General features: G+C 40.4%; 19 protein-coding genes and 5 tRNA genes. 10 read left to right on the forward strand and 14 right to left on the reverse strand.

Annotation, left to right across the window (positions count from 1 at the left end):
• Positions 1-12: 12 nt before the first annotated feature.
• Positions 13-2,547, reverse strand: coding sequence for an ABC transporter permease (locus tag KO534_RS19420; protein WP_215932340.1), 2,535 nt, complete (start codon positions 2,545-2,547; stop codon positions 13-15).
• 4 nt (positions 2,548-2,551) lie between these two features.
• Positions 2,552-3,271, reverse strand: coding sequence for an ABC transporter ATP-binding protein (locus KO534_RS19425; RefSeq protein ID WP_252732284.1), 720 nt, complete (start codon positions 3,269-3,271; stop codon positions 2,552-2,554).
• 1 nt (position 3,272) lies between these two features.
• On the opposite strand from KO534_RS19425, the gene KO534_RS19430 reads away from it, so the two are divergent.
• Positions 3,273-3,914: an arylesterase gene (locus KO534_RS19430; RefSeq protein ID WP_215932342.1), complete on the forward strand. Its 642-nt coding sequence runs from the start codon at positions 3,273-3,275 to the stop codon at positions 3,912-3,914.
• Positions 3,915-3,991: 77 nt separating this feature from the next.
• Positions 3,992-4,177: a hypothetical protein gene (locus KO534_RS19435; protein ID WP_215932344.1), complete on the forward strand. Its 186-nt coding sequence runs from the start codon at positions 3,992-3,994 to the stop codon at positions 4,175-4,177.
• Between the two features lie 105 nt (positions 4,178-4,282).
• Here the strand turns inward: KO534_RS19435 and dusC are convergent, their stop codons facing one another.
• Positions 4,283-5,209 carry a tRNA dihydrouridine(16) synthase DusC gene (gene dusC, locus KO534_RS19440; protein WP_215932345.1) on the reverse strand — a complete coding sequence of 309 codons (927 nt, stop codon included), beginning with the start codon at positions 5,207-5,209 and terminating at the stop codon, positions 4,283-4,285.
• A 55-nt stretch (positions 5,210-5,264) separates the two neighbouring features.
• Positions 5,265-5,465 (reverse strand): DUF1289 domain-containing protein, encoded by a 201-nt coding sequence (locus KO534_RS19445; RefSeq protein WP_215932347.1) that lies wholly within the window; start codon positions 5,463-5,465, stop codon positions 5,265-5,267.
• Between the two features lie 310 nt (positions 5,466-5,775).
• Between KO534_RS19445 and KO534_RS19450 the strand changes: the two genes are divergently transcribed.
• Positions 5,776-7,596: an acyl-CoA dehydrogenase C-terminal domain-containing protein gene (locus KO534_RS19450; protein WP_215932349.1), complete on the forward strand. Its 1,821-nt coding sequence runs from the start codon at positions 5,776-5,778 to the stop codon at positions 7,594-7,596.
• 121 nt (positions 7,597-7,717) lie between these two features.
• Here KO534_RS19450 and KO534_RS19455 read toward each other — a convergent pair whose 3' ends face one another.
• The 3 genes from KO534_RS19455 to KO534_RS19465 all read right to left on the reverse strand — a co-directional run bounded on the left by KO534_RS19455 (position 7,718) and on the right by KO534_RS19465 (position 9,342).
• The gene (locus KO534_RS19455; protein ID WP_215932351.1) at positions 7,718-8,338 is read right to left on the reverse strand and encodes a MarC family protein; all 621 of its coding nucleotides are present in this window, start codon (positions 8,336-8,338) and stop codon (positions 7,718-7,720) included.
• 113 nt (positions 8,339-8,451) lie between these two features.
• Positions 8,452-8,832 carry an STAS/SEC14 domain-containing protein gene (locus tag KO534_RS19460; protein WP_215932353.1) on the reverse strand — a complete coding sequence of 127 codons (381 nt, stop codon included), beginning with the start codon at positions 8,830-8,832 and terminating at the stop codon, positions 8,452-8,454.
• A 129-nt stretch (positions 8,833-8,961) separates the two neighbouring features.
• Positions 8,962-9,342 carry a VOC family protein gene (locus tag KO534_RS19465; protein ID WP_215932355.1) on the reverse strand — a complete coding sequence of 127 codons (381 nt, stop codon included), beginning with the start codon at positions 9,340-9,342 and terminating at the stop codon, positions 8,962-8,964.
• 233 nt (positions 9,343-9,575) lie between these two features.
• Between KO534_RS19465 and KO534_RS19470 the strand changes: the two genes are divergently transcribed.
• The 3 genes from KO534_RS19470 to KO534_RS23795 all read left to right on the forward strand — a co-directional run bounded on the left by KO534_RS19470 (position 9,576) and on the right by KO534_RS23795 (position 13,481).
• A complete protein-coding gene (locus KO534_RS19470) occupies positions 9,576-10,949 on the forward strand; it encodes a hypothetical protein (protein ID WP_215932357.1) in 1,374 nt (457 codons plus the stop codon).
• Between the two features lie 225 nt (positions 10,950-11,174).
• Positions 11,175-11,876 (forward strand): hypothetical protein, encoded by a 702-nt coding sequence (locus tag KO534_RS19475; protein ID WP_215932359.1) that lies wholly within the window; start codon positions 11,175-11,177, stop codon positions 11,874-11,876.
• Between the two features lie 24 nt (positions 11,877-11,900).
• Entirely contained in the window at positions 11,901-13,481 is a 1,581-nt protein-coding gene (locus KO534_RS23795; protein ID WP_354667967.1) for a bifunctional diguanylate cyclase/phosphodiesterase, read from the forward strand.
• A 175-nt stretch (positions 13,482-13,656) separates the two neighbouring features.
• Here the strand turns inward: KO534_RS23795 and KO534_RS19490 are convergent.
• The 6 genes from KO534_RS19490 to KO534_RS19515 form a co-directional block, all read right to left on the reverse strand.
• A tRNA-Glu gene (locus tag KO534_RS19490) sits at positions 13,657-13,732 on the reverse strand.
• A 180-nt stretch (positions 13,733-13,912) separates the two neighbouring features.
• Positions 13,913-13,988: transfer RNA gene (locus KO534_RS19495), tRNA-Glu, on the reverse strand.
• Between the two features lie 190 nt (positions 13,989-14,178).
• Positions 14,179-14,254, reverse strand: a tRNA-Ala gene (locus tag KO534_RS19500).
• A gap of 102 nt (positions 14,255-14,356) precedes the next feature.
• Positions 14,357-15,766, reverse strand: a complete 1,410-nt coding sequence (gene gltX / locus KO534_RS19505) for a glutamate--tRNA ligase (RefSeq protein ID WP_215932363.1) — start codon at positions 15,764-15,766, stop codon at positions 14,357-14,359.
• A gap of 214 nt (positions 15,767-15,980) precedes the next feature.
• Positions 15,981-17,360 carry a DUF1501 domain-containing protein gene (locus tag KO534_RS19510; RefSeq protein WP_215932365.1) on the reverse strand — a complete coding sequence of 460 codons (1,380 nt, stop codon included), beginning with the start codon at positions 17,358-17,360 and terminating at the stop codon, positions 15,981-15,983.
• A gap of 10 nt (positions 17,361-17,370) precedes the next feature.
• Positions 17,371-19,038 (reverse strand): DUF1800 domain-containing protein, encoded by a 1,668-nt coding sequence (locus tag KO534_RS19515; protein WP_215932367.1) that lies wholly within the window; start codon positions 19,036-19,038, stop codon positions 17,371-17,373.
• A 395-nt stretch (positions 19,039-19,433) separates the two neighbouring features.
• Between KO534_RS19515 and KO534_RS19520 the strand changes: the two genes are divergently transcribed.
• From KO534_RS19520 to KO534_RS19535, 4 genes are all read left to right on the forward strand, one after another.
• Positions 19,434-19,509, forward strand: a tRNA-Val gene (locus KO534_RS19520).
• Positions 19,510-19,536: 27 nt separating this feature from the next.
• Positions 19,537-19,612, forward strand: a tRNA-Val gene (locus KO534_RS19525).
• A 317-nt stretch (positions 19,613-19,929) separates the two neighbouring features.
• Entirely contained in the window at positions 19,930-21,408 is a 1,479-nt protein-coding gene (locus KO534_RS19530) for a tryptophan halogenase family protein (protein ID WP_215932369.1), read from the forward strand.
• Positions 21,409-21,507: 99 nt separating this feature from the next.
• Positions 21,508-22,611 (forward strand): ISAs1 family transposase, encoded by a 1,104-nt coding sequence (locus KO534_RS19535; RefSeq protein WP_215932372.1) that lies wholly within the window; start codon positions 21,508-21,510, stop codon positions 22,609-22,611.
• Positions 22,612-22,723: 112 nt separating this feature from the next.
• Here the strand turns inward: KO534_RS19535 and KO534_RS19540 are convergent, their stop codons facing one another.
• Complete coding sequence (locus KO534_RS19540; RefSeq protein WP_215932374.1) at positions 22,724-25,774, reverse strand: TonB-dependent receptor; 3,051 nt, start codon at positions 25,772-25,774, stop codon at positions 22,724-22,726.
• Positions 25,775-26,479: the final 705 nt, after the last annotated feature.

Below are 26,479 nucleotides of genomic sequence, written 5' to 3' on the forward strand. Positions count from 1 at the left end.
CGTGGTTTTTAACTAAACCATCTGCCTCAGTAGATGACTGGTATTAAGTGACAATAATCGCCAGCATCCTAAAGCACCAAGAATACCCACCACCAACGCGCCAACTATTGGAGCGATAAACCAATATTCGATATGCCAATTTGCTGGCATATCAAATATTTGGGTTTGTAACATGTATAAACTAAATTCAGTCGCAGCTGCGGCCATAGCGCCGGCCACCACGCCAATGATGATAAATTCAAATACCACGCTGGCTCTAATCAATGTTCCTTTAGCACCAAGTGTACGTAAGATAGCCAGTTCTTGTTGCCTTTCATCCATACTTGCCTGTACTTGCGCAATTAGCACTAAGGCCCCCGCAGCTAAAACTAATACCAATATAAACTCTACCGCCAACGACACTTGATCAACGATATTTCGCAGTTGATTAATTCGCGCATCTACATCAATTAAGGTGACATTTGCAAAAGGTCGCATTAATTCGGTGATATCGGCTTTACGTTCTGTGGGCAAATTAAAACTCGAGATATAAGTAGGAATGAAACTTTTTAAGGCTCGAGGCTCGATCACAAAGAAAAAATTAGGCTGCATAGATTGCCAGTTCACGTTTCTGATACTGGTAACCTTAAGATCAACAATTTCACTTCCAATGTTGAAGGTCAACTTATCACCTAAACTGAGGTCCATACGCTCTGCGATTCCTTCTTCGATAGACACTTCAAAAGGTCGCTGCTCCGCAGTGTCGGAATCGTCGTTATCACCTAACCATTTACCTTTTACCACTTCGGTACCTTTTTGAAGAGTATTGCTCCAAGTTAGATTGGCCTCTCTTCCTAATCCATCACGACCTCGGTTTTGTTCATCAGGATCTTCTTTAGACACCGCTGTACGAACTTTTTCATCGTTAACGGCTACAAATCTGCCGCGTACCACAGGGTAAAACTTCTCTATAACCACTTGGTTATCCGCAAAGTGTTGCTGTAAATTGGGCTGTTGTGCCTGACTTATATTCACTAAAAAGTAATTAGGCGTGCCTTGCGGTAATTGGTTTTGCCATTGCTGCACCATGTCGTTGCGCATTACCAACACAATCAGTAGTAACATAATGGTGACGGCAAAACTGATCAGTTGCACACTGTTGTCCATCGCTCGACGATGAATTCTTGCCCAAGCTAACTGCCACGCCCCCATTTTACCTTGACCCAATTTACGGCCAACCCAAATCAAACCGAAAGTCATAGCTAACAAACTGATAACTAAAATGATCCCTGAAACAAACAAGATTGCGCTAACTTCGATGTTTTGACTGTACGCCCACATCAATAAAAATATCGCACCACCCGACGCTAAAAACTGAATCAATCGTGAACTTAAGTTTGCCCCTAGGTCTCTGCGCAAAACCCGCAATGGCGACACTGAAAATAGTTTCATCAAGGGATACAACGAAAATAAAACTGCGCAAACCGACCCTGTAAAGATAGCAATGATCAGTGGTTTCCAGTGCCATACATCTAGCGACACATCCACTTTATCGGCTATAGCTGCTACTACCAGTTGTTGTATTAAAAAGCCTAAAACCACCCCAATTAAAAGACCAAGAATGGTAATAAAAAGGATTTGTAAAAGGTAAATTTGCTGCACCATTTTTTTGGGTGCACCCAAGGTTTTCATAATAGCTACGGGATCATAATGTCGCATACTGTAGCGCTGCGCTGCTACTGCAATGGAAACTGCAGCAAGTACAATGGCTAACAAACTGGCCAACAAAAAGTATTTCCCAGCCCTACCTACTGCGCGACCAATGCCAGATTCATCATCTTCAATTGAGTCCCAATCGTGAAGCTCTCGGTCAAGTTGTGGTTCCAGCCACTCGTAATACTCATCTAAGACGTCACTTTCGCCCGTAAAAAAGTAACTATAATTTATTCTACTGCCTGGACCTTCGACATTAGTTGCTGATAAATCTTGCTTAGAAATTAATACTTTAGGATCACCGCCAAACACACTAAAACCCGCGTCCGGCACTTCGGTTAGCACCTTAGTCACTTTGAATACTTTGTCGCCTACTTCAATGTTGTCGCCTAAGTTAATAGCTAAGGTTTGGAACAACTGAGACTCAAGCCAGGCTTCACCTGAGTTGGGTAGTTGATTAATAGCAGTACCTGGTGAAAACGGCTGTTCCGCGACCTTAACCACCCCTTTGAGTGGGTAACCTTTATCTGCAGCTCTTAGGTCGACTAAATCCATTTGTTCGTTAGCAAAGACCATTGAACGCGCATAGGTTTGGTGAGCTGTGTTTAATCCCATTTGTTGGGCTTTTTCAATCCAAGCAAGGTCAACTGGTTTGTTTGAATCGAGTACCCTATCAGCGGCAATAAACTCAGCACTTTTTTCAGTTAAAGCTGATTTAAGTCGTTCACTGAACAATGAAAGTGATAAAACTGATGCAACAGACAATATAATTGCCAGTAGAATAATGGTTAGTTCACCACGTTTAGTTTCATGACGAAAAAGTCGCCACGCTAAACTCAAAGTATGATTAGTCATGATGCTAACCTACTTTTTGAGCAGCTTGCTCAGAAACTGAGGTTGCAAATACTTCGGTCAACTCACCTGCTTGCATATGCAGTTGACGCTGGCATTTGTCTGCCAACTTAGAATCATGTGTAACCAATACCAAAGTTGTATGTGAGTTTTGGTTTAACTCAAATAATAGTTTTTCAATTTTATCGCTGTTGGCGGCATCTAAATTACCAGTAGGCTCATCAGCAAATAAAATTTTAGGCTCAGAAATAAACGCCCTTGCTATCGCAACCCGTTGTTGTTCACCACCAGACAACTGATTAGGGTAATGACTGGCCCGGTGCTCTAGCCCTACCAACTCTAAAATATCCATGGCGCGTTTTTTTGCGTCGCCATGGCCAGCTATTTCAGCGGGCAACATGATATTTTCAAGCGCAGTTAAACTTTGAACCAGCATAAAACTTTGAAAAATAAAGCCTACTTTAGCGCCTCTAAGTTGTGCACGCTGTTCTTCATCCATGTTTTGCATGGCTTGTCCATCTATATATATTTCTCCTTCACTCACCTCGTCTAGGCCAGCCAACAGGCTAAGTAACGTAGATTTACCTGAACCCGACGCACCGACTATGGCAACCGACTCACCCGCCTTGACATCAAAGCTAATTGGCTTGAGGATCTGTAATTGACCTTGAGTCGTAGTAACTGTTTTGCTAATACCGTTTGTCTTAATCATAGTTGTTGGAGTCATAGTGTTGTTTCTTAATACCAAATCGTTGCGAAATAAAATTTATACATTGTTTATCTTTATACCTTTGTTACTGATTTCAGATCAGTTACGGGCCCAAGAAACAAAATTACTTATACTGGGTGATAGCCTAAGTGCTGCTTATGGTCTAAAGCAAGAGCAAGGCTGGGTAAGTTTGTTACAAGATGCGTGGCAAAATCAAGATATCAAGGTAATTAATGCTGCCATTAGTGGAGAAACGACTGATGGTGCCCTTGCTAGATTACCTAGATTATTGGAACAACATTCTCCCACTCATATATTTGTTGAATTGGGCGGTAATGATGGTTTACAAGGCCATCCAATCAATAAAATGCGCGACAATCTAGAAAAAATAATTCAACTATCACATAAAAGTGCGGTGAAGGTTATTTTGCAACAAATGCAAATACCCACTAATTATGGCAAACGATACACCAGTATGTTTACTGATACCTATACAAATCTAGCCTCAGAATATGATTTAATCTTGTTACCTTTTTTCTTACAAAACATCGCTTTAGATAAAAATTTAATGCAACGAGATGGCATTCATCCAACCGCTGAAGCACAAGTTTTAATAGCACAAGAGATGCAAAAAACCTTAGGTGAGATTATTCTTCCCTAGCGGAATAAAAAATAACCAACTAGAATGACGGTTGAACATCCATTCAATATTCATTCTTTTTAAATCAGGAGGACGGCATGGAAATTGGTTCATCGGGTGCAGGTTCAGTGGCACAAATTGCACCAACTCAAACGGGCTCAGTGCAGCAAGTTAATAGAGCTGAACAGCAAGCAGTATTAGAATCTCCCGCACCGCAAGAGACTCAGGCTGATATTCCAAGCCCAGATCAACGAGTCGGTACAGTAGTCGACGTAAGTGTTTAAGTTCGTCTCAAAATAAAAAACCGAGTTATGCAACTCGGTTTTTTATTGTCTATTAAACCTGTAGTTAATTTAGTATGTACATCTAAATCAGCTTAGAAGGGTTAACTAGGATTGGATTTTTATCAAAATTTCTTCGGACTTTTTTAACGCTCTTATCTCCATAAACAATGCTTCAGCTTGTGGGTACTGTCGGCTTAAATAGCCTAACCATTGTTTGATGCGATTAGGGTAATATTTGCCCTTATCTCCATATAGTTCGTAACCTGAATAGCGCACTAACAAGGCCTTGACTTGTTCCCATGGCATCGCCCCATGAGCGTTCTTTATGACTTGAGCCAGATTAGGCATGGCTAACGCGCCCCTACCCAACATGATATTTTCACATTGTGATTGCTGTTGGCAATTGTGTGCATCAAGTCCACTCCAGATTTCGCCATTGGCAATAATTGGAATATTTACCGATTGTTTTATCTTCGCTATCCAATCCCAATAAGCGGGTGGCTTATAACCATCGACTTTGGTACGGGCGTGAATAACCAACGAATCTGCCCCTGCATCAGCTATGGCCTGAGCATTGGCTATCGCTAATGAAGTATCTTCGAACCCCAAGCGCATTTTTGCACTTACAATTTGGTTGTTAGGCACCGCTTTACGCACCGCGCTAACAATCTGATAAATTGTCTCTGGCTCTCGTAATAACACTGCTCCACCTTTACTTTTGTTAACCGTTTTCGCTGGGCAACCAAAATTAAGATCCACTCCGTGGGAGCCTAGTTCAACAGCACGATACGCATTTTCAGCCAACCAATCAGGATGTTGACCTAATAACTGCACTTTCACTGGCACACCGTTAGAGGTTAAACCTTGATTATGTAACTCTGGGCATATTCGATAGAACACCCTCTTAGGCATCAACTGATCGACAATTCGTACAAATTCGGTCACACATAAGTCGAAGCCGCCCACTTGGGTTAACATGTCGCGCATCAGGTGGTCAACGACCCCTTCCATCGGGGCTAAAGTAATATGCATCGCTGGGATTGGTACCTATAAAAACTGGGCTGTTTATTCTAACAAATAGAGAAAACTAAAGGGGATGGCTACTTAGACGAGCTTTTCTGCGGGACTCACATAAGGCTAATATTGCAAATTTTTGATTATTATCTGCTTTACCCCAAACTAAAATTTCGTCTATGACTCGAAAACAACCGAGGCACATATCTTTGTCATCCAAACAGCAGTTTCGGACACAAGGAGACGGAATGTCACTTGAATTACGGTTATTCATTGAAAAGGGTCATATCGCCAATCAGCTGCATCTATTGGCAGCAATAATACTTGGTAGTGGCTGAACTGTCTGTAATTTAATATCTACAAAGCAATATTTCACAAACAAAATGATAGGCGAAATCCGCTTAAATTTTCTGTGCCCTACTATCTATTGATGCCTATACAGCGACAAATCAACAACCTACGGAAAGCGGAGATGTCCATTGTCGCGCTAAAACAAAGTATTTTCACTCTAGTGGTATGACCAGTAAAAAATTCTGCTATACTTCAATCAAATTTATTCAACCCAACCTTTTTGGAGTTCTACAATGTTGCAATACAAAGCACCAATAATGGACATTAAGTTTCTTATTGAAGATGTATTTAAATATTATTCCCATTATGAAAAATACCCTGAGTTCGCTGAAGCAACACCAGATCTAGTCGATGCAATACTGCAAGAATGTGCAAAATTTTGTGAAAACGAACTACTGCCTTTAAACCAGAGCGGCGATAAAGAAGGTTGTAAATTTGACAATGGCGTTGTGACTACACCTAAGGGTTTTAAAGAGGCTTATGACAAGTATGTTGAAGGTGGATGGCAAAGTCTATCGCACCCTTTAGAGCATGGTGGTCAAGGTTTACCGCCATCTTTAGGCATGGCCAAACAAGAAATGATGGGCACGGCTAACTGGTCATGGGCAATGTATCCAGGCTTAAGTCATGGTGCAATGAATACGATTCAAACCCATGGAACCGAAGAGCAAAAAGAATTATTCCTGACTCGTTTAACCGAAGGTACTTGGACCGGCACCATGTGTTTGACTGAACCTCAATGTGGTACAGATTTAGGACAAGTTAAAACCAAAGCCACACTTAACGAAGATGGTACTTATGACATTGTAGGAACCAAGATATTTATTTCCGCTGGTGAACACGACTTAACAGAAAATATTATTCATATTGTATTAGCTCGTCTTCCTGGTGCCCCTGAAGGCACCCGTGGCATTTCACTGTTTATTGTGCCAAAAATCCAAGTTGACCAACAAGGCAACTTAGGTGCTAGCAACAATGTCACTTGCGGTGCAATTGAAGACAAAATGGGTATTAAAGCCTCGTCAACTGCGGTTCTGAATTTCGATAATGCTAAGGGTGTTTTGATAGGCCCTGAAAATAAAGGTTTAGAGTGTATGTTCACCTTTATGAATGCAGCTAGAGTAGGCACGGCATTGCAAGGAGTTTGCGCTTCTGAACTTTCATATCAAAACGCATTATTATATGCAAAAGAGCGTTTATCAATGCGCTCGCTAACGGGTAAAAAGTACCCAGATAAAGTAGCAGATCCGATTATTGTCCACCCTGATGTGCGTAAAATGTTGATGACGCAAAAAGCGATTACCGAAGGTGGGCGCGCCATGATTTACTATACCGCGCAAATTGTTGACCAGATCGAAATGGCAAAAACCGAAGACGAGCGTAAAGCGGCAGACGATAGATTAGGCTTCATCACGCCAATTCTTAAAGCTTTTTTGACCGAATTAGGTAGTGAAAGCGCCAACCATGGAATGCAAGTGTTCGGTGGTCATGGTTTTATAAAAGAATGGGGTATGGAACAAATTGTTCGTGACGTACGTATTTCAACACTTTACGAAGGCACAACCGGCATTCAGGCATTGGATTTATTAGGTCGTAAAGTTTTACTTACTCGTGGTAAATCACTAAATGCGTTCAGTAAAGAAATTCTTGGATTTTGCAAAGATAAAAGCATGATTTCCAGTAACCCACACAAACGCCAAATGAATAAATTTGTTTGGGCATTAAGCAAAAACGTGGCGAACTGGCAACAATACACTATGCGCTTAGCACTTAAAGCCAAGAAAGACAGAGACATAGTTGGCTCTGCTTCGGTGGATTATTTGATGTATTCTGGTTATATCGTAATGGGATACTTCTGGGCGCAGATGGCACAAACAGCTTACGAAAAATTGGCGGGAGATGTTGAAAACCGCGATTTTTATCGAGCAAAAATCAAAACCGCCGAGTTTTATTTTGAACGTTTATTGCCTAGAACCAAGTCATTGGCCAAAACCATGATGGCCGATCCCAAAACCTTGATGCAATTGGATCAGGATTTGTTGTCTTTCTTATAAACTAAACAAAAACGTTTAGGTTTGTGAAGTATTGAGTAGCGACTAATCTTGCTGTTCAATACTTCATTCATTTCATCTGAAAACTGTCTACAGAAATCTGATTCGATTGTTCATTTTGGCGTTAGGGTTGAAATAGAATATTGTATTCATTAAAACCCGATAATATATTGGTTGTCGCGATTGCAGTAAGAATTAATCCCATGACTCGACTTATTACACTTGCACCACTACTACCAATAAACCTTACGATAAAACCAGAAAGTAACATTAATACATAGGTCAATAATAAAACTGACAACACGACCAATGCTGTTTGCATTTGCTCCCATATGGTGAATACTGAATTTTTTGTCAATAACACAGCCGCCAACATCGCCCCAGGGCTGGCAATTGAAGGAACCGCAAGCGGAAAAATAGCAGTCTCTCTATGTGATTGTGATAACAGTTTTATTTCCTCTTCAGGTTTACTTTCACCAAAAATCATATTTAAAGCGAATAGAAATAAAACGATCCCTCCTGATATTTGAAATGCAGGGAGAGGGATAGACAATGCCCGCAATAACACCTCGCCAGCGACAATAAAAAATAACAAAATACATGCCGATACTATTGAAGATATTAAGGCTACACGACGTTTAATTTTCGGCTCATATTTATCCGTTACCGCGATAAACACGGGTATGGTTCCTATAGGATCGACAACAGCAAAAAAGGTAATAAAAACGGCTAAATAATCTATCATTAATTTGGGATTCCTGACTGTGATTGAAGACTAAGTTTGTTACGCACAATCACATTGATGGTTGCACGAGGAAGGGGATTGTAATTGACTAAAAAGGCTTTGGCTCAGTTATCTTATTCATTAAGCCAAGTCATGGCCTCAATTTCGTTATCAAAATACTTTACGTCACCAGAAATAAACCAACTGCCAATTTTCGCTGCCCACTCTTGCCATTTTTTATTTCCGTAAATTGCCACTTTCGCAAACTGGCGACCATGTTTTAAGCCTATTTTGAAATCATCCCAGACCGCCCTTACTTCCCACCCTTGTAATTCTGTGGCATCAACAAGGGCATTAACGGTAGGTTGCTTAACTTCAGACAAAGCAGAATCTATCAAGGGTGTAATTATTTCATAATCTTTATGGGTTAAGGTCCCTTGGGCTTTCAAAGACAGAAAAAATTCATTGCCTGTTCTTTCAATGCCAATGGATAAACCGTGTCGTTGAAATTGCATACTGTAGTTTTCCTATGAGTTTTTCTTTTCAATCTCAATTGTTTTTTAGGGTTTCGCTTATGTAAATTCAAGACTTATAATAAAATTTAAGTAATAACTTTGCTGCAATGGGCGCTCGGTTTAAACGGTTTACTCGTTGGCGGGTGGCTCCCACAATTCAATTTTGTTGCCTTCAGGATCCATAACCCACGCGAATTTTCCATATTCAGACTCTTCAGTTTTTTCCAAAACTTGGCAATTCTCTGCTCTGAGTGTTTCTAACAGTGCAAACAGATCGGACACCCTGTAATTCACCATGAAGGGCGCTTCACTCGGTGCAAAGTTACCACCATCACCTATCATCCAAGCAGTCGTCCCCGCAGTGGGGTTACCACTACTGTCCACCCAACGAAATGAGGTGCCTCCCCATGCTTGAACATCGATGCCAAGATGGTCCTTGTACCATTGTTGCAATTCCCCTGGATTTTTTGCTTTTATAAAAATACCGCCAATCCCTGTGACTCTACTCATAGTTAACTCCTTGTGCGAATGTATTGATGAGCGCCCACACCTTGTATAGCATGATATTTAGAAAATACTCAAAACTTTTATTCAAAGTATGTGTTTTAAAATTCCCAGTGGTGATATCCAAAAAACCTAGACGTTGGGTAATCAAATGCCCCTTCAATTAAAATTTAAGGCATAATTGACGAACTTGTATCGCTAAGGATCCGTAAAACAACCGCAAAGAGAACACAGTATTAGTGAATAAAATTAAGCTCACCCAAGATGAGAATCTTTCTATCAAAGTTAGTTACCCATTATTGCCTAGCGATCAGCAAAGGTTCGATCTATATTTTTCGTTACCCGATGAAATGGGTATTAGCCCCAAGACCCTAACTGAAGAACATTATTTCCATAGCAGTATACAAAGCCATAGTGCGTATTTTTCGGATCAATTACATTTACCCTTAGTGCGCAGTCGCTTTATTAGTCAGAAAAAAGGTGAACAAAGTGATTACCGGCTTAACCTCAACTTATTTTCGTATCAAATTCGCATCGCCCTAGATACCGATATAAAACAAACTTTAAAATTAAAAGAATGTGAGGAGTTTTACCCACGAGCAATAGAGTTGGCAGAACAAATAACTGGGTTATTAAAAAAGCTGAGAAGGTATACGCCTCCAGATAGAAAACTCAGGGCATATTTTGAAAATGCCGACAACTACCTTAGTTGGCAAGTGGAACAATCATTTTTGAAACTGCTATCTAGGGCCCCAAAAAGTAGTGAATTTACGAGTGAAAGAAACTTCCTATTAACCTTGTGTCGCAATGAAAATCAATACCGAAAAGAAAACCAATATAACTCACAAGTTACTTTAAGTGATCCTAACCGCATCACCAATAAGATGCGCTTGCTGCAACGTTTAATAGAGTATGGTGTGGTATTCCAAAAACAAGTTAAAAACCTTAACACCAATTTAAACCGGTTTGTACGTGGCACTGTCACTGCCGTAATTATGGCATTTGTCATGTTGCTGGTACTTAATGCTCGCACCAACTTTACCGAAGTCACTATTGCCTTAATCGCCATGTTAGGCGTTATCTACGGTTTACGGGAAATATTTAAGGATGATATTACTCGAATCATTTGGCGCCGAATTCAAAAAGGTTTGCCAAAATGGAAAGTGATTTATCGTCATAGTGTGAATAAAAGCCGCATTGCTAGTCAAACTATTTGGTTAGAATATATTCGTAATAAAGATCTGCCACTACAAGTAGACCAATTATTGCAAACTAGGCGACAACAAAATAAACAAGCAGCACAATTACTGCATTTTCGTAGCGATACTAAAGTGAATGCGAAAGGTTTTTTACCCGGTTACGATGCCATACAACAAAGGTTCTATTTTAATCTAACTCCCTTTATTCGATTTCTAAAAAGAGGAGAAGGCCGTTTGTATACACTCGACAATGGAAAAATAACCAAACAAGCAGTCGAACGTCGTTACCAAATTAATGTGGTTTTAATGCATACAGATAAACAAAACCAACAGCAAAGCCAACGTTTTAAAATTACCTTAAACCGTTCCGCTATCATTAATATTGAAGCCATTGAATCGGTAGTAGCAGACTAACCCCAAATTTCAGAGAAGTATTAGTTGGCACAACGACAAAATAAATACAGCGTATTGTTACTAAGCGTTCAAATGTAGACACCTGTAAATACCGAGTCTATTCTAGCTCTACCATATATTTGTTTATTGGTGTGAGATATGTGGGTACGTTTCTATTAGGTATTTTTAGCCAATTACGCATTAACTATTCAATAACTAAGAATTTTAGATAAGGGCTAAGACAATATGACGGTTAAGCTGAAACACCGTTCTTTAGAAGAAAAAATTCTCCTCGCAATTACCGCAGTGGCCTCTTTGGTTTTATTTCCATTTCTAATTACCAGCTTTTTTACTACAGATAAAGTGCATATTGTTGTGGATTTTATCGCGGTAGTAGGAATTTTCACCATATTTCTTGGAGTTTGGTTCACTAGTAATATTAAACTTTTTAGTGCGCTTTTCGCGATTCTCGCCCAAGTCACAATATTAGTTGGCATCTATGTCAAAGGAATGGCTTTAATTTACTGGATTTTTCCGATAATAGTTGCTGGATTTTATTTATTGCCTACTTACGTCGCAGGTATAATTAATATAATTCTTATCTTTGTCGCCTGTTTGCTTACCTACCAACAATTCGACAGTTTTACTTTTCCTCGTATTATTGCGGCCTTTGTTGCAACAAATATATTCGCGTTTATATTTTCACTATTTATGCAAAATAAAAACCGAGAATTATTGAAAAAAGACGAGATTAGTCAGCTTCGTAATAACATTCTCGAATCCATTGCCACCGCAAATAAATTGTCCAAGATATTAACTCAAGTTGTGCACTCTATTGAAAACGAATTACCTGGCAGTATCTGCAGTATTTTATTACTCGATAAATCTGGTAAACATTTAGCAATGGGGGCCGCCCCAAGTTTGCCTGACTTTTATATCGATGCATAAGATGGTATTGAAATTGGGCCCAAAATAGGCTCTTGTGGCACCACAGCCTACACTGGCAAAAGAGTTATTGTCACTGATATAACATCCCACCCTTATTGGGGTTCTTGGAAAGACTTAGCTTCAAAAGCAGAAATTGCAGCGTGTTGGTCGGAACCTATCATTAGTAACCAAGGAAACGTATTAGGCACTTTTTCTATTTACAAGCGCAAAACTTCAACTCCAAATAACGCTGAATTTAAGCTCATTGAGCAATTTACCAATATCACGCGAATCGCAATAGAGAGAGAAAAAGCTGACCAATTAATATGGCAACAGGCAAACTACGACAGTTTAACTAGTTTACCGAACCGTAATTTACTTCACGAGCACCTAAAAAGCGCCATAGACAACGCTCAGAGAGTAAAACAGCAATTGGTTGTTGCAATGTTAGACCTTGATAAATTTAAAGACGTCAATGACTCTTTAGGCCATGAAGCCGGAGATCATGTTCTGATTGAATGTTCAAAACGTATTAAAAATTGCATTCGGAAAAATGAGATTGCCGCTCGCTTGGGAGGGGATGAGTTTATCATAGTATTTTTAGGCACTACCTTGCCTGAAGACATTGACAACATTGGGCAAAAATTAATCAGCGCATTAGCGCAACCCTACGTTATCCAAGAAAAAAATGTATATTGTTCTGCTAGCATAGGCATAGCGTTCTATCCAGACGATGCCACGGATATTGACACATTACTACGAAATGCGGATCAGGCTATGTACCGAGCTAAAACGCGGGGGCGTAACAATGTTGATTATTTTACCGAAAATATGCGAACTGACTTTCTCAAACGAATGGATATTGTTCAAGACCTACGTGTTGCCGTGGCTCAAAAACAATTCCACTTGGTGTATCAACCAATAGTGAATTTACAAAACCAACAAATTATAAAAGCGGAAGCACTTATTCGTTGGGACCACCCGGATAAAGGGCTAGTTTCACCAATAGATTTTATTCCTATTGCAGAAGAAATAGGGCTAATTAATGAAATCAGCGAATGGGTATTTAACCAAGCATCACAACAAGCTAACTTTTGGCGCAACACCTATTCCCCAGATTTGACTATCAGTATAAACACCTCACCAGTTCAGTTTAAAAATAAAGGAGCACAAATAAAATCCTGGGCAGAATCACTGATTTTGCAAGACATTTCATGTGAAGCTATATCTCTTGAAATTACTGAAAACTTACTCATGGAAAATCAGGCAGAAATAGTCGATACACTTAGCGAGATACGTCAGAAAGGCATTGCCATTTCAATAGATGATTTCGGCACGGGTTATTGTTCTTTTGCTTATCTTAAGAACTATTCGATTGATTACTTAAAAATTGATAAAAGCTTTGTACACGCTATTTCCTCGGAGAGTAAAGACGCGGCATTGTGTGAAGCAATTATCGTAATGGCCAAAAAGCTTAATATTGAAGTAATAGCCGAAGGAATTGAAACAGAACAACAAAAACAACTATTGTTGCAAGCAGGCTGCTTGTTTGGCCAAGGTTACTTATTGGCAAAACCGCTTTCAATAGATAACTTTGAAAAATTACTCATCGAACAAGACACCTAGAACGTTGAGGTATGATAAGTCTAACAGCTGATTTTACCGCTGCGCGGCCGTGCTGAAGCACGTTCAAAAATGTTCCTGACATTTTTGTCGAACCGTAGGGGTTCTCACCCCCTTGGGTTATCAATACTTTCAAACAATAAAAAAGCCGCTTAATTGCTTAAGCGGCTTTGATATTTGGCGTCCCCAAGGGGATTCGAACCCCTGTTACCGCCGTGAAAGGGCGGTGTCCTAGGCCTCTAGACGATGGGGACAGAAACTTTACGTATCGAAGCGTGCTTCGACATGTTTTTATAAGAAGAGCTGAACTTGCAAACCAAGTGACCTAATTCTTAAAAAAACCAACTTCCATCAAACTATATATCAACTGGCCTAGGTGGTAGTTAATAATCCCTGTTTTACTGCTTGAGTTAAATCTTTTAACTCAATAGAAATGGCGTCCCCAAGGGGATTCGAACCCCTGTTACCGCCGTGAAAGGGCGGTGTCCTAGGCCTCTAGACGATGGGGACAACAATTTTGTTTATCAAAGCATTGCTTTGATAAATTGTTGTTAGGAGAAGCAAGCATGCGAACTGAACCGCAATATGTTTTCCGAACAACTAAAATATTGTCTCAAATAAATAAAAACTATTCGTTTCTAATTACCTGTCTTATCTTTCTATCTACTGGCCTAGGTGGTAGTAGATACTCCTTGATCTTTGGTGGAGCCAGGCGGGATCGAACCGCCGACCTCTTGCGTGCCACGCAAGCGCTCTCCCAGCTGAGCTATGGCCCCAAACTCATTAAATAAGCTTGCGCTTTTACCCAACAAGTAGGTGTCGTTCCGTGACAGCGGGGCGCATTCTAGGCATCTGCTCTTTTCATGTCAACGATTTTTTCAGGAATTTTCTCTGATTGCTATATATTCGAGCGCTTTGGTTATACGTTGTTCAATTTGAGCAGGTTTTAATAGATTCAAAGTCACATCTAATGAAGGCGAGTTTCCTGCACCCGTCACTGCAACACGCAACGGCATACCCACTTTTCCCATACCTATTTGTAATTCTTCTGCAGTTTGATTAATTGCGTTATGGATAGATTCACAATTCCACTGAGTTAAACTTGACAATTTACTTTGAACAAGCATTAACGCTTCCTTAGCAACAGGACGTAAATGTTTTTTAGCGGCTTTTTCATCAAAAGCTTCATAATCTTGGTAAAAATACCCACTGATCTGAGCTAATTCTTTTAATGTCTTAACACGATCTGCCTGCACAGCAATAACATCTTCAAGCGCCGGCCCCTGAGTCACATCGACTCCTTGTTGTGAAAAGTGCCATTTGGCGTATTCAGCCACTTCACTAGCTGGCAATGTTTTAATGTAGTGTTGGTTTAACCAAATGAGTTTATCAGTGTTAAATGCAGAAGCAGACTGTCCAATCGCGTCCAATGAAAACAACTCAATCATTTCTTGTAGTGAGAAAATTTCCTGATCACCATGAGACCAACCAAGTCTCACCAAATAATTTAGCAGTGCTTGAGGAAGATATCCGTCGTCTCTAAACTCCATTACCCCCACGGCATTGGTACGTTTGGATAATTTTTTACCATCGTCGCCTAAAATCATAGATACGTGAGCGTATTCGGGGATAGGAGCGCCTAAAGCAAGTAATATGTTGATTTGACGAGGAGTATTGTTGATATGGTCTTCACCACGCACTACGTGGCTAATACCCATATCCCAGTCGTCTACAACTACGCAAAAGTTATAAGTAGGCGCTCCATCTGTTCGACGAATAATTAAATCATCCAGTTCACTATTCGCAATTTCAATATCCCCACGAATGTGGTCTTTAATCACCACACTACCGGTTTGCGGGGTTTTAAAACGAATAGCAAAGGGCTGACCTTCGGGATGATCAGTACGGTCACGCCATGTACCTGGGTAACGAGGCTTTTCACCCTTTGCCATTTGGGCTTCACGAATAGCGTCTAATTCAGCCGCTGACATGAAACATTTATAAGCTTTACCTTCTGCTAACAATTGGTCTATTAATTGGTTGTATCTGTCAAAACGTTGAGTTTGATAAAAAGGCCCTTCATCCCAGTCCAATCCTAACCATTGCATCCCTTCAAGGATGGCATCAATTGCAGCTTGAGTAGAGCGTTCAATATCAGTATCTTCGATACGTAATACAAATTTTCCACCTTTACTTTTAGCGTATAACCAAGAATAAAGTGCAGTACGTGCACCACCAACGTGAAGGTAACCTGTGGGGCTAGGAGCGAAACGAGTAACAGTTGTCATGTATATAAAAAGCCTGATCTAAAAATTGGCGGCATTTTATCAGCCAATCAAAGGAATATATACCCAAAACAGGCCAAAATAACATATTCAACTTGAGGCAAATTTATTTAAATATGTGCGGTGATTTAGGCTGAATTTGAGAAACCAAGGGAATAATTCAAAAGGTTTAACCTCAAAATAAAAAGTCCCCCAAAGAAATTACGCTGAAATTACGCTAAAAGAAACCTAAATCGCTAGTATCAAAGCGGCTTAGGTTGGGGAAAACTGCGTTTAGTTCACTCTCACTCAATCCAAACCACCGGGATAAACTAGCCGCGTATTGGTCAACAGATAGGGTAGGAATTATCCTGCCATCACCTAAGTCATCATCGGCCCCCAACTCTAAGGATGGCATTGTGCCGTATAACTCGCGACCATTAATTGCTCCTCCCATAATCAGTTGGTGCCCTCCCCAACCATGATCGGTTCCATCACCATTACTGGTTAACGTACGCCCAAAATCAGACATAGTAAAAGTAGTAACTTGCTCGGATAAGCCTAATTCGTCTATGTTTGCCTGAAAAGCACTGAGCGCCTCACTCAACGACTGCAGTAACCTAGGATGGGACGTTGCTTGATTGTCATGAGTATCCCAACCTCCAAGGCCTACATAGAATATTTGCCGTTGCTGCCCAAGTTGCTCTTGCACGCTGGCAAGGTTAGCCACCATTTTCAGTTGCTCAGCCAATGAATTATTCGCGGGATATTGAACTTGTGTCGCGACTGCCTGCTCAAGTGCAGTGGATATTAGGGCATTATTAGTCGCCGCGCTCAGTAATACATTTTTAAACCCCTGCTCTAACAAATGAGGCGTGTTATTGAGCAGCTTTTGAAATGCCGCTACTCGTTGCGAATTCCAGTCTTTAGTGGCATCGAGTCCAGCAAATTGCTCTGGACCTCCTGAGTTTAAGGAAAAAGGAGAGCTACTAGTACCAGTTTGCAACAGATTTATTCCGTCAATTGATAAATTAACGGGTAAGCCTACTTGAGTATCGGTAATTAACTCAGCCATTCTACCCGCCCACCCGCTAAAAGCAGGATCTTGAGGTTTAGCGCTTTGCCAATGATTTTGTTGATCATTATGAGAAAACAACTGTGGTGGCAATAACGTTCTATCTTGTATTGCTTGCGCCTTAGTGGTCGGTTGCATTAGTGGACCAGTATTGGTCACTACCGCTAGTTTATTTTGTTGAAATAAAGAGTGCGCCGCGCTCATTGCAGCAGGCATACCCACCGCATAAGGTTGCGGGCTATTGGGATTGATCGGCAATAATGACTCCTGAGAATACGCTAAGCCTTGCCTCACCTGCTGGTAAATTTGATATTCATAGTCTTCGGTGGGAACCAACATGTTCAGGGAATCATTTCCTCCGTATAAAAATACACAAACTAACGCTTTGTAATCGTCAAACCTGCTCATTGAATTTGCAAGGGCAGCATTTGCTAAGGAGAAATTTAATCCCACGCCTGATGCAGAGGTGATACCCGCAATAGAGGCTAGAGATTTTTGTAAGAATGACCTTCGGGGTTGATTAACGTGAGTATTATGTTTCATAGAATGCTCCTCACTTTTGTACTGAATATTGCGGTGAGTTCATAATTAAAAAAACTAAGTCAGCGACTCGTTCCGCGGGTTGCGCATTGACAGTTTCGTCATGCATATCAGACAGTATTTTGCGCATTTCATCTGTCATACCACCCGCCATCAATAGGATATTTAGTCGTTCTAATAAATCATCGGTTTCGTTCACTAAGGCGATTTCTTCACTAAAGTCGACTATCACTTGCTCAGCATCACCATTAGGTGTGTGACTCCACAACGCTGAATATGCAAAAAAGTTACTGGTGCGAATCGCATAATTTTCGGTGGTTATCTGAAACTCAGGTGCAACCAGGCCCTGCTCGGCAATTACGCCTGGTGGAGAAAAACCAGGAGAAAAGAAATTAAATACCGAAGGCGCGGCTAAAGGGGCCTGTTTAAAGAAATAATCTGGGTAACCTTGTTGAAATCTATCGCTAGGTGAATATGCCTTAAATGCACGCCATAGGTGAGTGGCCTTAAGGATAGGCTCTCGTAACTTGCCAAAGACATTAGGGTAATTAACGTGACCGTGTATCGCCTCGTCGTCCATCAATATACCTTTGACTACGGCTCCCAAGTCACCGCGCTCGCCCGCACCATTATTATTAAAAATAGCGCTGACTCTAGCGACATATTCAGCACTAGGGTTGCTTGTAACAAGTCGCTGAATAAGTTGCTTACTGATAAAAGGCGCCACGTTATCGTGCATAAAAATATTGTCTAAAGCTTGAGTTAAATCCAGCTCTGCACTTTGGTTAGCGGGCAAAATCACATCATTTAACAATGTTTTAGTACCAATATCGTGACGCGCTTGCACCGCTTGCATAGGATTCAAGGCGTCGTAGTTGTCCCACCAATGCCACCACGTTTGCTCAGTAGTGCCATTAAAATTCCACCCCGTAAACACATGTGCAAAACCTTCTATTGTCGATTGATCGTATGTAGGAATGTGACTTCCCGTTTCATCCAACTTAACCGTACCGTCTAAGTTTAATTCAACTAAACCAATACTAAACAGTTGCATAACCTCCCGAGCGTAGTTTTCGTCGGGCCTTATATTACGTTCACTGTTTGGTTTTTCGTTACCCAACATACTCAAATACATGCCCATCATAGGTGACAGTGTCACTTCCTCTAACAAGGCACGATAATTTCCAAAGGCATGTTTAGCCAACACATCATAATAATTAGCGATACCAACATACTCTTCAAAAAAATTGCTGTTTTCAGAAATCACAAAAATTTCGCTCAGTGCAAACGCTACGCGTTGCCGCAGCTGGTCTTCTCCTCGCAAAGTGTTTTGCCACCAAGCTTCAATTCGATGCATGCGAGATAATTCATCTTCTACGGAGAAAGTGGATTGCAACTCAATTAAGTAGTCAACTTGAGAACTCAAAGGCAACTCCATTTGCCAGTCAATCCATTGCTCTCTTCCCAGTTCCACTACTTTCTCAATGGATGTTTCTGAAGGCCCAAATGAAGCCTGATTTAAAAGCCGTGCTGCGTCTTTCATACGAGCATCTAAATCTACAGTTGGTGTGGGTGTTTCAATGACAACGGCTGGAGGGGCTGACGCACTATTATCGGCACCTCCTCCACAGGACGAAACAGCTAACAATAAGAAAACGATAACAACGGTATTTCTATACATGGTCGATTCAACCCCTAATTGATATTCGAAGTATAGGCTAACTTGGTGCGTTTTTTAGAACCTACTCTGGGACCTAAAATTTTATTGGATAGCAGTTGATTACAATTATGCTCACATTCTACCCACTAATTTAAAGATATTGTTTGGTTTTTACCCACTCAGACATTATTTTTCATTTAGATGTTGACAGTCGAAAGTCCATACCTATAATAGCGCTCCACTTACTAGCCACGGCTACTAAGTTGAATTTAAAAGTTGCAAAGGACAATTGGTACACACCGTTATCTTAGCAACAACATTTGGTCACTTGGCTCAGTTGAAAAAATACAGAGCATCGCCGCTCTTTACAAAAGACGGTCGAGTGACACTGGTTCAATCCAGTAATAGTAAAATTTGGTCGCTTAGCTCAGTTGGGAGAGCATCGCCCTTACAAGGCGAGGGTCACTGGTTCAAGCCCAGTAGCGACCACCACATTTTTAGTAGTAAAAACAAAGACATGGTCGCTTAGCTCAGTTGGGAGAGCATCGCCCTTACAAGGCGAGGGTCACTGGTTCAAGCCCAGTAGCGACCACCACTTTTCTTTTCAAGTACTTACGTTCAAAACTCCTGTATAAATATCGAACAACCTTAGTCCGTGGGACGCCAATGAGTCATTTGTGAGGCGTCAATGGGTAAACTGTGAGACATTTGTGAGTCATCAGGTTCCGCCTAATTCTCTACATCTCTTATTTTAACTAGTTTAAAGTCCGCATCATGTGGGTCAAAAGTTTTTTGTCGTCATATTTAATATTGTAATTGAAGGGTCCCAGATTAGCTTCAATAAACAATTGTCTATTTATTCATTTTAGTTAATTAATTATAATTTGATGACTAAATTGATATGGATTAGATATGAAAAAAATAATCATAGTTGGAGGTGGAACCGCTGGGTGGATGGCAGCTAACATCTTAGCTTACTCCTTTAAAAAATCGAATATTGAAATATGCTTAATTGAATCACCAGAAATATCTACGGTTGGTGTGGGAGAAGGATCGACGCCAGCGCTAAGAAATTTTTTTGACTTACTTAATATTAAAGAGTCAGATTGGATGCCTGCCTGTAATGCGACGTTTAAAACAGGCATTCGATTTAACGATTGGTCTACCGTAAAAGATTATGAAAGCTACTTTCATTCATTCCCATCTGAACTGGACTTTCACACTCAAAATAGCTTTTTTTACAACGCAAGACTTAGAGCGTCGGGTATTAATGTAAATGCTAACCCGAGCGATTTTTATTTATCTTCTAGTATTTCTCAGCTGCGAAAACACCCTATTCCAAAAGAAAATTTTCCATTTGAAATAGATTACGCTTATCACTTTGACTCAAGTTTACTAGGCAAGTATTTACAAAAAGTTGCAAAAGATCTAGGAGTTAAGCATGTCGTTGCCCATGTCGAAAACATAAAAATTACAAGAGAAGATAGAGTTAGCTCTGTAGAATTGAAAAATGGAGAAGTTGTTAAAGGGGATTTTTTCATCGATTGCACTGGTTTCAAAGGAGTGATAATCAATCAATTTCCTGATACCGAATTCGTCAGTTATGGCAGCCAATTACTTAATGATTCAGCCGTTACAATATCAACACCTTTAACCAATAGAAAAATAAGTGCTGCAACAGAATCGACAGCTCTCGATTGCGGTTGGACTTGGAAGATCCCACTCACAAATCGATACGGAAATGGCTATGTATATAGCTCAAAGCATATAAGCAAAGAGGATGCTGAAAAGGAGCTCAAGACTCACTTGAATATTCTTGATGATAATATAGCGGTAAGGCATTTGTCATTTAAACTAGGGCGTAACAATAAGCATTGGAATAGAAATTGTTTAGCTGTAGGTTTGTCTCAAGGTTTCATCGAACCATTAGAAGCTACTGCTTTACTGCTAATTCAACAAACGGTTGGCAAGTTTGTTGATTATTTTGAGAAAGGCAAATTTACTAATAAATATCAAACTGATTTCAACAATAGTGTTAATTCTGACTTTGACGGAATTAAAGAATACGTACTCTTGCATTACACGTTAAATACTCGACGTGATACACCTTACTGGATTGAAAACTCCAAAAATTTTTCAAACATGGATGCTAGAATATTAAAATTACTGCATGGGTGGAGAAATGGAGCTGATATCTCGCAACTCATAGTAAAATTAGGATTGTCAGAGTATTACCCTATCCCTTCGTGGTATGCCATTTTGTCAGGGAATGGCTATTTCCCTCAAGATCTTAATTTACCCAACAGAAATCACACAAATGACAATTTTAAAGATGCTAAATTATTTATACAACGTTGTACAATGAACTATATAGATTATGAAGTTAAATAAAAGAAAGTTGTTCCATTTTCGCCCTCAGGGCAAGATCATACTTAAACTTGCACACCCAAGTCAGAGTATGATCAAATCTAGCTTTTTAAGGCTAGGCTCATGTCATTTATCACCCATTTCGATAATCTCGAAGATACGCGCTCCCATATCAATAAGAAACACGAACTACTCGACATCATCTTTTTAACGGTTGTCGCTATCTTATCAGGTGCCGAAGGGTGGAAAGATATCAAGCAGTTCGGTGATAGCAAGCTTGAATGGTTGCGTCAGTTCAGAGACTTTGAAGCAGGTATCCCAGTAGACGACACAATCGCTCGTATTATCAGTCGTTTAGAGCCAAGCGCCTTATTGAGTTGCTTTATGAGCTGGGTCAACGAAATACGGGAAAGTAACGGTCAATCTGTTATTGCATTTGATGGTAAAACGCTTCGACATTCATTTTATGGTGATAGAAAGACAGCATTACACAGCGTATCAGCCTATGCCGTAGAGCAAGGCTTAGTGCTGGCACAACGTAAATCATTGAGTAAGAAGAATGAAGTCTCTACTGTTTTGGAGTTGATCGAATTACTGGAGCTTAAAGGCCACGTTATGACTGCTGATGCCATGCATTGTTTAAAGAAAGTGACGCTAGCCGTAGATAAGAAAGGCGGCGACTATGCATTACAAGTGAAAGATAACCAGGGAAAGTTAGCGAATGAAATCAAAGCCTATTTTCATAAAGTCCGCCGTGACGCACCTGAAGAACTCAAGAAGCACACATTATCATTAACCAATGATGGACATGGTCGCGTAGAGCATAGGCAATATGTACAGCTTCCTGTCACCGAATGGTTAGAACAACGCAAAGGCTGGAGCAACTTAAAGTCAGTGATTGAAGTAACAAGGACGAGATACATCAATGAGAAAGCCAGCTCAGAAACCGCCTATTACATCAGTTCATTAGAAGTTGACCTGCCACGTATAGCGAAAGTAATACGTAGTCACTGGGCAATTGAAAACGCCTCTCATTGGGCGCTAGATGTGACGTTCAAGGAAGATGAGTCGCGTATAAGACGGGGAGATGCACCTGAAAACATGGCCACCTTCAGACGACTTGCTATGAACCTAGCGCGTTTAAGCCCACTAAAAGACAGTATAAAAGGAAAACTTAAACAGGCTGCATGGTCTGATGATGCCAGAGAAAAGCTGATATTTGGTTAGAAATCATCCAAGGATGATTTTGCCCTGTTTTCGCCCTTATAATTATAAAAAACCACTTATAGATAAACTATAAGTGGTTGAATATTTCTATTTCTTGTTTGTGAAGGCTACCCTAAAGTCTTCCTCGCACACCTAAAGTATATCTAGCCTCATTGATAAACTGTTTCTGGCGATTATCTTCCCACTGCAGATATTGAGCTTGAGACTCTTCAGTTATATTTGTTCCTTGCGCATAGACCGATATATTTTCATTAATATCGTAACTGACCGACATATCAACATAACTTGTTGGCTCGTTGTAATGAGCAAATGGTCGGCTAACTTGAGCTCCATCATCCCATATGCTGGTCACGCCAACCAAGGATTCACTGCGATAGTTGTGAGCCACTCGGATCGCTAAGCCATTTTTCTCCCAATATATTACGGTATTAGCTTGGTTTTCGGAATTATCACTAATTGGTAGCTCGTCACCATACCAATCTGTATTTGCACTATCACTTGGTGCGTAGGTGTAATTAAACATCATACCCAAACCATTTATGGCTTCAGGGAGAAAATCGAATGCTTGTTGATAACTAAATTCAACTCCTTTTATTTTCCCTCCAGCTCCATTTAGGATCGTACTTGTGGGTACGCTTGTGTTGGTTACTTGTCCATCTGAATCAGTTATGTCACTGCGTATCACAGTTCCATTTTCAATGAATGATTCGATATCCATACTGAACAAACCAATACTCACTAACCCTGTTTCGTTAAAATACCATTCATATGAAGCATCAATGTTAGTAGAACGCCAAGGCTTTAAATTTGGGTTGCCATTGGCAGATGCTGATTGTGCCTGAAACGACCCATCAGGTTGTATCAATCGCGTCACGCTCAGTCCTCTGCCTAAGTTATTGGCATCATGAGAGCTTAACGTTTCGTTATATGAAAGGCGGAAAATTTGGTCATCAGCGATTTCAAACGAAATATTTGCGCTAGGCAGAAAGTCACTATAATCATTGCTAGTAGTTGTTTCTCCACCATCTAAATTCTCAGCCCCAGGCCCGAGCAAATATGTCTTATTATTAAAAACAGCGGTCGTGCCCGATACAATTTCGTGCTGAGTGATTTCCAGATCTGTCTCTATATAGCGAAAACCTAAGTTTGCATTGTAAGGGACGCCCAATTCACCACTGAAATTTGCCTGAGCATAAATTGAAATAGTTTCTTCATTCACGACAAATGTATTGTCCGGATTCATCGCTTTAATATTTGAGCCATATAACTTGGTATTAAAGTCTGCTGCGTTATCCAACACTTTAGGGTCAAGAAAGTAAAGACTACCCAAGCCGGTTGCACCGCCAAAATCACTTATTTGAATGATGTTATCAGCAATACGCGAGTCATCAAATGAGATTGGGGGAATGTAGGTTTCTCCCGTAACAGGTGCACCTGATGCAGTATCTTTCCAACGAGCAACAAAATCATCTCCATTTGCATTTGTGAACTCGGCCAACCCATTCCAGTTAAATCTTTCAACTTCGCGTTCTGATGCCCGCACACCAAAATCAACAGACACAAGGTCACCCAAGTCAAACATATAACTACCATCTGCCCTCAAAACATCTAGCGTGGCGTCAGTTTCATTTCCGTTGTTGTTGATGGACGTGGCTGCATATCTACTGCGATTAGAACCTAACACTTCGCCATCAATAATGGGTAATTCCCAGTGCTGATTGTCTCCTGAATAACGGATCCCCACTGGGATTTGCGTATAAACGGGAGCTCCGTCTGAATCTAAAACTGGTTGAGATGCTGCATCTAATGCAGGCTGGCCTGCGTAGCCCCAAGGATTTACCGCACTTATCACTTCACCACCAGGCCCCTTATAAGTTGCACCTACTTGAGAGCCATCATTAATGTAATTATCGGCAAATCCGCCATATTGATCATTCTTTGCACTCCCGTGTACATAACGAACACTGCCTGAGAATACTCCACCGTTGTCGAACTCCAATTCGATATTTGTATTTAATGAGTCTCTGTCAGAGTATAGCGTTTCAGAGTGAGACATAGTTCGACGAGCCTGAAGCTCAGCAGCTTGGACTGAATGAAAGTCTCCTCCATCTGCGTCGTGTATATCTGGGCGGGCTACTGTTTCAATAGGATTGAACCATCCCCAATTACCTTGCCATGCATTACTCGCGATGAAAGCTGCTGAGCGCTGATACTCTTCCATTTGGGTATAAAAAACGTCAGCCGTCAGTACAAAACTATCTGATAATTGTGCCTGAAAAGACGCATTGATACCCAATCTCTCACGGTCCGTAAACTTATTTGCCGCTTGGTGCCCTTGGAAAGATTGGAAGCCGTCATTGAAATCGCCGTCACCGTTTATGTCATCAGGAGAACGAGCAAATCGCCCGCCACCAGGTCCGTCTTCGGATGCGCCACGAAACCAACCATCGCCGGCCGAGCCTAACGTATAATCAGCTAGATTGGATGTTTGATAAGCCACATTTACTGTAGCGCCAATAGTGCCCGTATTAATTCCGCCAAAAATAGATAGCTTTCCGTCGGTGTCATCTCCCAATGAGCCCTGTGTAAGTTCAGCTAAACCTGCGAAAGTAGTACCTTCATCAAGATTAAAACCTCTGAGTGTTTTCAGATCTACAGTGCCAGAAATACCGCCGCTGAGTACACTAGCCGTGTTCGATTTAATCACGTCCATACCAGACACCATTGTAGACGGTATGTCAGCAAAGTCAGGTTGCACTGTTGTTATTGAACCAGCAGCTAAAAACTGTTCACCATTTAGTGTTGTATTAACCTGTGGCATACCTCGAACGTTTAATCGGGCGCCTTCCCCTGCGGAGCGCGTAATCTGTACCCCTGAAACGCGCTGCAAAGAATCTGCAATAGTTGCGTCTGGCAACTTACCGATATCTTCTGCAGAAATTGAATCTACTACGCTAGAAGCGAATCTCTTTGTATTTATTGAACGAATTTGAGAGCCCTTAATCCCCCTAATTTGAATCACTTCGACACCGCTTTCGGCTTCGTTTTCGAGTTCTGCCTCAGACGTTTGTTGAGCAAAGAGTGTGTTGGGAGCTAGGACTAACCCCGTCAATACGCTAGCCGACAAAATACTGCGCTTAAATTTTCTATTTTCAAAAAGCATATTTCATTTCCTGTTTTAATTATGTTCTGAGACGTAGCTTAGGTAGCATCCCGTGCATCTATAAATGTTCAGTGCTAAATGACTAACAATTTAATAAAATATTCACATTTACACCGAATAGAGTAACCGGTTACATTGAAATTGAAAAAAATTCCACTCAAACAATGTATGTGAAGCTTAACGTAACCGATTACAAATAATCAACATTTTAATTACATAAATATCAAGAAAGCAAAAACATACGCCTTAACCTATTGAATTATAATAATAAAAACACCATATTCTTTCACTAGTACTTTCTCTCAGAGAAACAACTAGAAAACCAAACACTCAAATATCTCTTCGGTACATTTACAGATATCTCACATCTCAAATTTCGTTTATAATTATTTTGACAAATTAAATGCCAAGTAAAATATATGCAATAAAATCATAACGTTAAAGTAGTAAAAATGAATTATTTAATTTTAACATTATATTACAACCCGCTCTTAAGTTGTCTTCACTCCAGCGTAATATGAGAATAAGAACACCCAACCCCAGTTGTAACCGGTTACGAAGCGAGGTTGTAATTTTTAAATTTGGGTTCTTGTGACAACTTAATTTTCTATAACTATTATTTCATACACTATTTGTAACCGGTAACTTACGTCAAAGTGATTTAGATTCTTTACTAAAATGAAAAACAATTATTTATTGCACTAC

This window comes from Paraglaciecola arctica (assembly GCF_018861065.1).
Lineage (GTDB): Bacteria > Pseudomonadota > Gammaproteobacteria > Enterobacterales > Alteromonadaceae > Paraglaciecola > Paraglaciecola arctica_B.